The sequence below is a fragment of the Sporosarcina luteola genome, assembly GCF_023715535.1.
Classification (GTDB): domain Bacteria; phylum Bacillota; class Bacilli; order Bacillales_A; family Planococcaceae; genus Sporosarcina; species Sporosarcina luteola_B.
Genome location: NZ_JAMBOI010000002.1, coordinates 320,865 through 332,796 on the forward strand (window position 1 = coordinate 320,865; position 11,932 = coordinate 332,796).

Genomic DNA, 11,932 nt, shown 5'->3' on the forward strand with positions numbered 1-11,932 from the left:
TTACAGCACACCTAACGACCGGAAAATCGTTATATATGATTTGGGGTCGGGGAACAGGAAGAAATACCCATCCACACTTGAATTTCCGTCATCGCCTTGCTCTTCAATGCGCGTATCGATGACGATGACCTCATCGCTATAATGCGAAACTTCTATAAGACCGAAACTGACAATGGCTCCAACCATATCTACACTCAATGATGGAACTGTCGGATGGACTTTCAACGCTGTGAAATCCGATAATGCAGACAAATAAGAACCTGATAAGATATTTCCAAGCTCCTGCATTGCCGAAATTCCCATCTCCGGAATCGGCGATTTATAGAAGTTGAATTCTTTGTCGCCGATCAATCTACGGATGAGCTGGTTTGCGGAATCAATCGGCAGCACAAAGAACATGCTGCCTGATAGGTCCCCTTGAACTCTCAGGTAGATGCCTGCCACAATTCGTTCGGCTCCGCCTGCCAAATCAAACATTTCATCGAATGAGACGAGTGAAACTTTCGGAACATGCATTTCAATTTTCCTGCCGAGCAATTGGGAAAGGGAAGTTGCTGCATGGGCTGCCCCAATATTGCCAATTTCCTTCAGCACGTCAAGATGCATATCTGTAATCTTGTAATCAGATTTCATCCGTGGTCACTCTTTTCACAGGATCAAGCACTTTTTCAAGATTCAACATGACCAATAAGCGCTTATCCACTTTGGCAACACCTGAAATGAACTCCGATTCAATCGATCCTACGACTTCAGGCTGAGGTTCAATGGAATTGACCGGAATATCGATCACATCGTTTGCAGAATCAACGATAAGTCCCACTTCAAATTCTTCCAATGAAACAATAATGATCCTACTAGTGTCATCAATAGCCTTCACTTCCATGCCAAAACGCTCGCGCAGATCGATAATCGGAGTGACGACCCCTCGTAAGTTGATGACGCCTTTTATATAGGAAGGTATTTTCGGAACTCTTGTAATCGATATGAGCTTCTCGATCGACTCAACAACGTCGACTCCAACGGCATATTCCTTATCCATCAACTGGAATACGATCACTTTGATTTCTTTAGTACTTCCACTTATTTCAGCCACTGCAATCCCCTCCAGCCTACTTGATCAATGCATTGCAATCCACGATAAGCGCAACTTGTCCGTTCCCCAATATTGTAGCGCCGGAAATAGCGAATACGTTCTGAAGATAATTACCAAGTGATTTCAATACGATCTCCTGCTGCCCGATAAACGAATCTACGACGAGTCCAGCCATTCTTTCACCTTTACGGACGATGACTACAGATTGGAATTCTTCCTTCTCCCGTGCACCATCCATCTCGAAAATCCCTTTTAAGTTGACGAGCGGAACGATGCTCCCTCTGAAATCAATCACTTTCTGGTTATGCGCATTCAAGATGTCGGAAGTTTGAATGATAGCAGTTTCGATGATCGAGGAGAGCGGGATTGCATAAATATCTTTATCCAAGTTGACGAGCATTACCGAAATAATGGATAACGTTAATGGCAGTTGCACTTGGAAAAGAGAGCCTTGCCCTTCCTTTGAATCGATTGTAATGTGACCGCCAAGTGATTCAATTGTGCTCTTTACGACATCCAGACCGACTCCTCGGCCCGATACATCGGTAATTTTTTCCGCGGTGGAAAATCCGGATGCCATAACGAGTTCAGCAATCTGCCGATCCGTCAGCTTGGCTGCTATTTCTTCAGTAACAACGCCTCTTGCAAGCGCCTCTTGCAGAACCCGTTCCTTGTTGATGCCTGCCCCGTCATCTTCCAGTTCAATGAATACATGATTGCCGGAATGATATGCCCTCAATGTGACAGTACCTTCTTCACGCTTGCCTTTCGCGAGTCGTTCAGCAGGACTCTCAATTCCGTGATCCAATGCATTCCGGATCAAATGGACGAGGGGATCCCCGATTTCATCGATAACCGTTCGGTCCAATTCAGTTTCGGCTCCTATGATTTCAAGATTAATCTTCTTTTCGAGATCGCGTGCCAGTTGACGCACCATTTTCGGGAAGCGATTGAATACAGTCTCTACTGGAATCATGCGCATGTTCAGGATGATATTTTGAAGATCTCCTGAAACCCGGATCATCCGCTCGACAGTTTCATTCAAATCGGGATTATGTAATTCACTTGCAATCGATTTCAAACGTCCCCTGTCAATGACCAGCTCTTCGAAGAGATTCATAAGAATGTCCAACCGGTCAATATTGACACGGATTGTCTTGTTCGCATTATGTGCATTCGTTGCTCGGCGTCCTTTTTGAGGAACAGCAATTTCTTTCCCAGTTTCCTTAGCGGTTGTGGCCACGGAAACGGCCTCAGGCTCAGCAGGCAACTGTCCGGTAGTCAGGGATGCGTCCATAACCGGATGGATATCGACCTGATCCACTTCTGAAACCTTCATCACTTTTGCCTCTAGTGAACTTGCTTCTTCTTTAGAAATCAGAACTATGGTGAATACTTCATCAAAATCCTCATTTTCCAAATGTTCAACGGAAGGTTTTGTCTTGACGATTTCTCCTGATTTTTCAAGGATCTCGAAAACCATGAACACTCTCGCCGCCTTAAGCAAACAGTCTTCACGCAGTGTAACGGATATTTCATATGCATGGAAACCTTGTTCCTGCGATTGACCAATCACCGTCAGTTCATAATCATCGTAGTGGAGGGCTGAAGTATCTCGTTTCAGCGGCTCGACCGCCAAAGTGGAGGCAGCCGTCTCCATTACAGGAGCAACAATGGCTGATTGGCCAGTCTCTACACGGTTCAATGCAGTAACAAGTTCTTGTACATCCTTTTTCCCTGTACCGCCCTCTTCTATATCCATCACCATTTCTTCCAAATAGTCGACAGCACTAAAAACGATGTCGAGGATTTCGGTCGAAACACTGATTTTCGAGTTCCGGATAGCATCCAGAACATTTTCCATTTCATGTGTCAAGTCAGCGATATCTTCGTATCCCATCGTTGCGGACATCCCTTTCAACGTATGCGCTGAACGGAATATTTCATTGACAATCGCCAGATCGTCCGGATTTTTCTCCAGTTCCAATAACTGTTCATTACAAGCTTGAAGATGTTCTTTACTTTCTTCGAGAAACATTTCAAGGTATTGATTTGTATCCATCATGACGCCCCCTCAAGAATGTAAGATTTCCGTAATTGCTGCCGCAATGTCCTGCACATCAACAATACGATCGGCGAGACCGGCTTCTTTAATCGCTTTCGGCATTCCATAGACGACAGACGTCTTTTCGGATTCTGCAAGTGTAATCGTATAACAAGCCGATTTCAGTTGTTTCATCCCTTCCGTACCATCTTGCCCCATTCCCGTCATGATGGCCGTTACATATTGCAGTCCCTGTATGGTTGCAGCAGACTCCAACAGTATGTCTACAGATGGCCTATGCCCTGTTCGGGGTGGATCCATGGCGTCGAGCCTGACACAAAAGCCACCCGGGCATCTTTCGAATTTCAAATGTTTTCCGCCAGGTGCAATATAGGCAACACCTTTCAAAAGAGCTTCTCCATCCTCGGCTTCCTTCACCCTAATGTCACTTAAGCCGTCCAATCGCTGGGCCAATGATTTTGTAAATCCCGGCGGCATATGCTGAACGACCAAAATCGGGGCGTTTAGATCAGATGGCAGTCGTGTAAGCACTTCTTGCAGTGCCCGTGGCCCCCCTGTCGATGTGCCTATTATAACTAAAGTCTCCATTCCTTTGTGAATTTTTTTAGCGTGTAATGAATCTATTTGAGAGATTATTGAATCAGATGACCCTGTTCTCTTGTCAAAGAGAGGATATTCGTTCTTCATTTGGTTCTCGGCTCGTGTTAATGGTTGTTTTAGGAGATTGGAAATTCTGACTTTTGCAGCTGCAACTACTTTCCCGACAATTTCCTGTTCTATTTCATGTAAATTAAGTGAAATAGGTCCGCCGGGCTTGGCGACAAAGTCCACGGCACCATAATCCATTGCAATCATCGTGTTTTCCGCTCCTAGTTCAGTCGTGTTTGACAGCATGACAACAGGGGTAGGCTGCTGTTCCATGATTTGTCTCAAAGCCTCAAGACCGTTCATGATCGGCATTTCAATATCCATCGTGATGACATCCGGTTGTAGTTCAACTGCTTTAGCAACAGCATCTTTTCCGTTACGTGCTATTCCTACTACTTCAAGCTGCGGATGCTTGGCAAGCATGTCTGTTATCAATTTTCGCATAAACGCGGAATCATCGACGACAAGCACTCTTTTCACAGTGCCAAATCCCAAATCATTCACGCCCTTTCAAGAAAATCCCCTTCAACTTTTGAAGAAACCCGGTTTCTTGTTTTTCATCAGCTTGATCCCCTTTGACAAATTCGCCGGCTATTGCTGCCATTCGCTTTGAAATAAGAGCATTGGGAAAGAGCAATATAAATGGTTTTTGTGCATCCACCGCTTTATGGACAGCAGCGTCTTCCGGTAAACAACCTAAAATGGATGTGTCTTTATCAAGGAATTTCCTCATCGCATATTGCAATCGTGTCACCGCTTCATTGCCGTCATCGAGTTTTGACACCCGATTACTGACGATGCTGAATTTCTTATCCGGGTCCCGTAGACAGATGAACTTCATCATCGAATAGGCATCTGTTATTGAAGTGGGTTCTGTCGTGGAAATGACGATCACTTCATCCACCGCAATGATCAGTTCGATGGAACGTTGCGTCGCACCTGCCCCCATATCAAAAAGGATGAAGTCATACTCTTTTTGAAGGTGTTCGAAAGCAGCAAGCAATCGTTCAAACATATCCTCGGACCAATCGAGTACAGAATCCAATCCCGATCCACCTGATATGAATGTAAGTCCATCCTCATCTGCATTTATAACATTTTCCAATCGTTGTTGGCCGGTCAAATAATCTTTCAAACTATGTTGCGGAGCTACATCAAGTAAAATATGAATGTTGCCCATGCCGATATCCATATCGACGACAATGACTTTCTTTCCTTTCAGTCTTAAAGAATGGGCGAAGTTCGTCGAGAAGTTCGACTTGCCCACCCCACCTTTCCCACTGACAACTGCAATGGATTTGGCCAATCCGCCCTGGGCTTTCAACATCTTCATTCGAAGTGCTTCTGCTTGGTCACGCATGTTCAGCACCTGCCAATAACAATGTAAGCATTCTATCGACATCTGCTTCAGTTAAATCTTCCGGCACTTCCTGTCCATCCGTGTAATAAGCGGTGCCAAAGCCGTATTGTTTCATTAGATTGAACATAGGACCAATCGATCCCGTTTCATCCACTTTCGTAAAGATGAATTTCTTGATCGGAAAGGAAGTGAACTTGTCGATGATTGTCCTCATGTCCTCTTCCTTCGATGTCACAGATAAGACAAGGAATGATTCCATGTCCAGCGAGAAATCGATCAGACGCTTCAAATCATCTACAAATTTAATTTCTTTATAGTTACGGCCGGCTGTATCGATGAAGATCAAGTCAAGATCTTGCATTTTCCTAATGGCTTCTGCAAAGTCTTTGCTGTTATAGGCGATTTCAACTGGCGCCTGCAATAGATTCGCATACGTGCGCAATTGTTCAATTGCAGCAATTCGATAAGTGTCAGTCGTTATGAAGCCAATCTTCTTTTTATCTTCCAAAAGGGCCCTGGCCGCAATTTTAGCAATCGTTGTCGTCTTCCCGACCCCGGTTGGGCCAAGGACATTAATATATTTTTTGGTAGTTGAAATGCCGCCAAAAGGCAAGTCCGAGAATTCTTTCGTTAAGAACGTCTTCGCTAATTCCACTTGTTCCTCTTTTGAAAAATCCGTCTTTTTCTTTTTCATCATCGTAAAGATTTCATTTCCAATTTGGAGGGTCAGCTCTTCCGACAACTCCTGTCTTTCTAAAAAAGTGAGCAACGGCTTCAGCTCATCCGGGAAATTAGCGAATGAAGCGGACTGTTTCATTTCCTGAAGCAGTCTTTTCATTTCATTCATTTCTTTCCTTATTTCTGCTTCCTGCTTCAGATCTACAAACTCGGCAGCCGGTTTCGGTATGAATGAGGTTGTTGCCGGCGTAAAGGAAGGTTCATCGAAACCGGCGACGACTTCAACCGACTTCTTTTGAAAAAAGCCGAGAAACCCTTTGGAGGTGACGACATTTGAGCTGAGGATGACAGCTTCATCCCCGAAATCGGCTCTCACCTTCTTCATCGCCTCCACCATCGTCTCGGCTGTATATTTCTTCATCTTCATCAGATATCCACCACCCCGACACTTTGGACTTCAATTGAAGCTTCAAGCTCATTGTAAGATAAAACAGGTATTTGCGGGAAGTACCGCTCCGTAATTTGCCTTAAATACATTCTGATTGCCGGCGAGCAGAGAATGACAGGTGACTGGTCCATCAGCGCCACCCTCTCGACCTCTCTAGCAATCGATTCCAGTATTTCTTGGGAATGGGATGGGTCAATCGACAAATAATTGCCTTGCTCGGTCTGCTGTATATGATCCGCGATCAATTTCTCGACTTTCCCTGATACGGTCAATACTTTCAGCGCATCGACCCCGGTTGAATATTGCCCGGTGATTTGTCTTGCAAGAGATTGCCGTACATATTCCGTCAATAAATCGATATCCGATGAATACTTCGAATAATCGGCAAGCGTCTCAAAAATGATAGGCAAGTTGCGGATTGAGACATTTTCATTCAATAACTTAGCCAATACTTTTTGGATTTCACCTATGGAGAGAGGCGTTGGTGTAAGTTCATCGACCAAGATTGGATACGTCTCCCGGACATGATCGACGAGCTGTTTCGTTTCTTGGCGCCCAATCAGGTCGGCTGCATTCGCACGAATCACTTCAGTGAGATGGGTCGAGACGACGCTTGGCGGATCGACGACCGTATAACCCATTATTTCGGCATCCTCTTTGACGTCTTCAGTAATCCACTTTGCAGGAAGGCCGAATGATGGCTCAATCGTGTCAATTCCAACAATCGAATCATCGCCCCCTGGACTCATCGCAAGATAGTGATCAAGAAGCAATTCACCTCTTGCCAATTCATTTCCCTTGATCTTGATGCGATACTCATTCGGTTGCAACTGGATATTGTCCCGGATCCGGACGACCGGAATGACGAGCCCCAATTCAAGTGCAAGCTGCCTTCTGATCATAACGACCCTGTCCAGTAGATCCCCGCCTTGCTGGGCGTCGACCAGAGGGATGAGCCCGTAGCCGAATTCGAACTCGATCGGATCGACATTCAACAGGTTGACCACATTTTCCGGGCTCTTCATCCCTTCCGTTTCAACTTCTTCTTCCATTTCAAGCAATTCCGCAGGATCTTCCTCAGGTTTTCGAGACATCGTGACGGCACCTAACACAAGAAGTGCTGCAATCGGAATCGTAAGGATGTCATTGATTGGTGTAAACAGTCCAAGAAGGAAAACTGTTGCAGCTGCAACGTAGAGAAGCTTGGGCTGGCCTAAAAGCTGTCTTGTTATATCCGTACCAAGATTTCCTTCGGATGCTGCACGCGTTACGACAATCCCTGTCGCGGTGGAGATGAGCAAAGCCGGTATTTGGGAAACGATCCCATCGCCAACGGTCAATTTGGAGAATTTGGTCGCAGCCTCGGCAAATGGCAAGTCCATCTGCGCAACACCGATGATCATCCCTACGAGAAGGTTGATGATGACGATAATGATTCCGGCAATCGCATCTCCTTTAACAAATTTCGTTGCTCCATCCATCGCACCATAGAAATCGGCTTCATTGCTCACTTTCTCACGGCGCATCCTTGCTTCTGTCTCAGAAATCATTCCTGCGTTCAAATCGGCGTCGATACTCATCTGCTTACCCGGCATCGCATCGAGCGTAAAGCGGGCGGCCACTTCAGAAACCCGCTCAGACCCCTTCGTGATGACGATGAACTGGATGATGATCAAAATGACAAAGACGACAAGACCGACGATGATATTTCCGCCGGTTACAAATGTACCGAATGTGTCGACAACTCCGCCTGCATCCCCTTGTGATAGAATTGCACGGGTTGTTGAAACGTTCAAACCTAGACGGAATAGCGTCAGCAATAATAGCAACGAAGGAAATATCGAAAATTGCAACGCTTCCTGCATATTCATCGATGTCAAAAGGACCATTAATGCAAGTGTTATATTAATAATGATCAAAAAGCTTAAAAGCCAAGGCGGTAATGGGATGACGAGCATGGCAACAATCATAATGACCGCTGCCAACACTCCGATATCTCTGAACTGCATGCCATCCCCTCTTTCTCTAAATATATATATCAATGATTGCGTCCGGAGTCTTAACTTGCATCAGCAAGTCATATTTTCCGTTGTATGCGATAAACATATGCCAATATTTCCGCGACTGTCTTAAAGAACTGATCGGGAATACGATCCCCGATCTCTACATCGTCGTACAGTGACCTTGCCAATGGACGATTTTCCACCATGACAATATTATGCTCCTTCGCAATCAGCTTGATCTTTTGTGCGACGAAGTCTGCCCCCTTTGCAATGACGACGGGCGCGTCCATCTTTTCATCATCGTATTTCAGTGCAATTGCAAAGTGGGTCGGATTTGTGATGACGACATCCGCCTGCGGCACCTCCTGCATCATCCTTCGCATCGCCATTTCCCTTTGGCGCTGTTTGATGCGCGACTTGATGATCGGATCGCCTTCCGTATTTTTATATTCATCCTTAATATCCTGCTTGGACATCCGCAAGTTTTTCTCGTAATCAAACTTTTGATAAAAATAGTCCAATACGGAAATGAATAACAGGACGAATGAAGCGATGATGCCCATTAAAGCGACCAATTGCCCGACCGTCACCAATGTGTCATAGGGCGTTTTGAAAGCCAAACCTAACACTTTTTCGATGTTCGTCATGAGAAGGAATGTCGTCACTGAACCGATAAAAGATATTTTCAACAAAGACTTCAATAATTCAACGATTGCACGAATGGAGAATATCCTTTTCAACCCTTTAATCGGATCTATCTTCTTTAAGTCGAATTTTAAAGGCTCTGCTGTAAACAGCAACCCGAATTGCATCAGGTTTCCTACTATGCCCCCAATGACCGCAACGGCCATAATCGGCAGGAGGATATATGCCATTTGAACAATCATATTTATGTAAAGAATCATCGTTTGGTCGATGTCCAATGCCTTTATTGAAATGGATTCTGTAAATGAATGTGTAAAGAACACAAAAAATCGATCACGCATAAAGCCGGCAGCGAAAAAAAGGAACAGGAATACGAAGAGAAGGACAACTGCAGTTGTAACATCCTGGCTCTTTAACACCTGTCCCTTCTTTCTGGAGTCGAGTCGTTTCTTAGGAGTGGCCTTTTCTGTCTTTTCGCCTGCAAAGAACTGTAAATCTAAACGTAGCATCCGTCAGCCACCTCCTAAGATGATCATCAAGTCCCTCATCGCCGACATCATCACTTCAAACAATTTTCTCATCATCGCAATCATGACCGTGAACATCGTTACAAGGACGAGGAAACTGACACCGATTTTAATGGGAAATCCGACAACGAATATATTCAGTTGAGGAACCGTCCTCGCTGTTATCCCTAAAGCCAAGTCAACAAGAAATAATGTAGCTACAATTGGTACGGACATTTGGAATGCAATGGCGAACGTCGTGGCAAATGTCCGGATTACGAATTCGATGAGCCGTTCATCACCAAATGCAGGCCAAAGCATATCAATCGGTATGAAGCGGTAACTGTAAAAAATTCCGTCAAGGAGCATATGATGGCCATTCAATGTCAGCAACAGCAAAATGGCGAGCACATTGAAAAATTGACCTAGGAGCGGCGACTGTGCACCTGTTTGCGGGTCGATGACGTTTGCAATGGCAAATCCCATCTGGAAATCGATAAAGCCACCGGCAATCTGGATTGCCGACATGACGATATAGGCGATAATACCGATGAAGATGCCGGTAATAGCTTCTTTTATTACTAGGAGTATGTATGTGGCATCAATTTCAATTCCCGGGGCGTCGATTGTATACACCATCATCCAAGCCAATAATGCGGCAAAGATGATCCTATGCGTCGTCGGGATCGCGCGGTAGGAAAACAGAGGGACAGTTACGATAAAGGCGGTCACTCTTGTCAATATGAGCAAGTACGCAGCCAAGGAAGGAATCAGTTCTTCCATTCCATCACCCTATATACCGAATTAGATTGTCGAAAATATCTGTCGCGAACGCCGTCACCCTGGCCAACATCCAAGGACCGAAAAAGATAAGTGCGACAAGGACGGCGATGATTTTCGGCACAAAAGCCAACGTCTGCTCCTGGATTTGTGTCGTCGCCTGGAAAATACTGACGACCAAGCCGGAAACCAATGCAACAATCAACAGCGGACCGGAAGTTAATAAAATGACCCACACCGCCCGTTCAGCTATCGCTATGACTACTTCGCCTGTCATTACTTATCACTCCTAAACTGTTAATTTGCCGATTTCCGAAAGGGAGATGACAGGTTTCGTTCTTTACTTCCTAGCTAAAAACTTTGCAATAAAGACTTTACGATAAGATACCATCCATCGACTAGGACGAATAACAGAATCTTAAATGGCAAAGAAATCATAACCGGCGGCAACATCATCATCCCCATAGACATGAGAATACTTGCAACAATCATGTCAATGACAAGAAATGGGATGAAAATCATGAAGCCCATTTGGAACGCGGTCTTAATCTCACTTAAAGCGAAAGCCGGCACTAACATTGTCAATGGAATGTCTTCCAACGTTTCAGGACGCTCCGCTTGGTTGTATCGTAAAAACAACTCCAAATCTTTCTGCCGTGTGTGTTTGCTCATGAACTCTTTGAATGGCAAACTTGCCTGTTCATATGCCTCCTCGAGAGTAATTTCTTCAGCAAATAGAGGTGTCAGGGCTGTTTCATTCACCTGTTGGAAAGTAGGCGCCATGACAAAGAAGGTCAAAAACAGAGCAAGCCCGACAATAACCTGGTTTGGCGGCATTTGCTGCGTTGCCAGTGCAGTCCTGACAAAAGACAAAACAATGACAATCCTTGCGAATGACGTCATAAGAATGAGGATTGCCGGCGCTAGTGATAGGACTGTTAGAAGGAGAAGCATCTTGATGGATGTCGATACATTAGTTGGGTTGCTGTCCGAAAAAAACTGGACGAAATCATTCATCTTCTCTGCTCTCCTTTTCTGCCAATCGGTTCAAATGCTTTTTCCTCTCCGCCTTCAATTCATCAAGTCTGGAAGTGAACATCTTCTTAAAATCTGCGGGTTGCTCGCTTTCTTCCGATGAATCCCCTTTGCCTAGAGGAAGCATCGTCAGTAATTTATTCAATGCGCCCGGCGGAGTAGTAAGCCCATCATCAGTATCGAGATAACTTTCCAATGACGCGATCTCTTTCGGGTCTGTAATCTCTTTAAGAAGCCTTACTTCGTCACCAACGCCTATTAGATAATAAGATTCTCCGATAACGACCAATTGGATGGATTTCTGCTGTCCTAACGAGATACCCCCGACATTTTTCATTAATCGATGTTGGCCAAACATTCGGTTCTTCCGGTTAATGAATTTTAATAGCGCGAGAAGAATTCCGGCTACAAAGAGCAACGCCAAAAGCGTCTTTACATAATCCCACCAAGACAAGCCGACAGCTGCCCCGTCTTGCGTGCGGTCGGCAGCTGGCTCGTCTTCCTCAATTACATTTGTAATTTCTTCTCCATTGTCCTTATCCTTTCCGTACCAATCAGATACAGATTTAGTAGGACTGTCGTCTGCCTGTGTCACGGTAGGGAGAGAGCTGATTAGGACGATTACCAGTAGGAAAACCGATGAAAACTTTTGCAAAACTGATAAATTCATA

12 protein-coding genes are annotated in these 11,932 nt (G+C 45.0%); all 12 read right to left on the bottom strand.

Going from position 1 to position 11,932, the window contains the following annotated elements; translation table 11 throughout:
* The 12 genes from M3191_RS05090 to M3191_RS05145 all read right to left on the bottom strand — a co-directional run bounded on the left by M3191_RS05090 (position 1) and on the right by M3191_RS05145 (position 11,931).
* On the bottom strand, positions 1-633 hold the full coding sequence (locus tag M3191_RS05090; RefSeq protein WP_251698663.1) for a chemotaxis protein CheC: 633 nt from the start codon (positions 631-633) through the stop codon (positions 1-3).
* Complete coding sequence (locus tag M3191_RS05095) at positions 623-1,084, bottom strand: chemotaxis protein CheW (RefSeq protein ID WP_251699305.1); 462 nt, start codon at positions 1,082-1,084, stop codon at positions 623-625. The genes M3191_RS05090 and M3191_RS05095 overlap by 11 nt, the downstream gene beginning before the upstream one ends.
* 25 nt (positions 1,085-1,109) lie before the next feature.
* Positions 1,110-3,155: a chemotaxis protein CheA gene (locus M3191_RS05100; protein WP_251698664.1), complete on the bottom strand. Its 2,046-nt coding sequence runs from the start codon at positions 3,153-3,155 to the stop codon at positions 1,110-1,112.
* Positions 3,156-3,167: 12 nt separating this feature from the next.
* Positions 3,168-4,310, bottom strand: a complete 1,143-nt coding sequence (locus tag M3191_RS05105) for a protein-glutamate methylesterase/protein-glutamine glutaminase (RefSeq protein ID WP_353056508.1) — start codon at positions 4,308-4,310, stop codon at positions 3,168-3,170.
* On the bottom strand, positions 4,303-5,166 hold the full coding sequence (locus tag M3191_RS05110) for a MinD/ParA family protein (RefSeq protein ID WP_251698666.1): 864 nt from the start codon (positions 5,164-5,166) through the stop codon (positions 4,303-4,305). The genes M3191_RS05105 and M3191_RS05110 overlap by 8 nt, the downstream gene beginning before the upstream one ends.
* Entirely contained in the window at positions 5,159-6,271 is a 1,113-nt protein-coding gene (gene flhF, locus M3191_RS05115) for a flagellar biosynthesis protein FlhF (RefSeq protein WP_251698668.1), read from the bottom strand. The genes M3191_RS05110 and flhF overlap by 8 nt, the downstream gene beginning before the upstream one ends.
* Positions 6,271-8,301 (bottom strand): flagellar biosynthesis protein FlhA, encoded by a 2,031-nt coding sequence (gene flhA, locus M3191_RS05120; RefSeq protein WP_251698670.1) that lies wholly within the window; start codon positions 8,299-8,301, stop codon positions 6,271-6,273. The genes flhF and flhA overlap by 1 nt, the downstream gene beginning before the upstream one ends.
* A 68-nt stretch (positions 8,302-8,369) precedes the next feature.
* Positions 8,370-9,449 (bottom strand): flagellar biosynthesis protein FlhB, encoded by a 1,080-nt coding sequence (gene flhB / locus M3191_RS05125; protein ID WP_251698672.1) that lies wholly within the window; start codon positions 9,447-9,449, stop codon positions 8,370-8,372.
* A gap of 3 nt (positions 9,450-9,452) precedes the next feature.
* On the bottom strand, positions 9,453-10,229 hold the full coding sequence (gene fliR / locus M3191_RS05130) for a flagellar biosynthetic protein FliR (protein ID WP_251698674.1): 777 nt from the start codon (positions 10,227-10,229) through the stop codon (positions 9,453-9,455).
* A gap of 4 nt (positions 10,230-10,233) precedes the next feature.
* Positions 10,234-10,503: a flagellar biosynthesis protein FliQ gene (gene fliQ, locus M3191_RS05135; RefSeq protein WP_251698677.1), complete on the bottom strand. Its 270-nt coding sequence runs from the start codon at positions 10,501-10,503 to the stop codon at positions 10,234-10,236.
* Between the two features lie 74 nt (positions 10,504-10,577).
* On the bottom strand, positions 10,578-11,243 hold the full coding sequence (gene fliP, locus M3191_RS05140) for a flagellar type III secretion system pore protein FliP (protein ID WP_251694808.1): 666 nt from the start codon (positions 11,241-11,243) through the stop codon (positions 10,578-10,580).
* On the bottom strand, positions 11,236-11,931 hold the full coding sequence (locus M3191_RS05145; RefSeq protein ID WP_251698679.1) for a flagellar biosynthetic protein FliO: 696 nt from the start codon (positions 11,929-11,931) through the stop codon (positions 11,236-11,238). Before M3191_RS05145 ends, fliP begins: the two co-directional genes overlap by 8 nt.
* Between the last annotated feature and the right edge of the window lies 1 nt (position 11,932).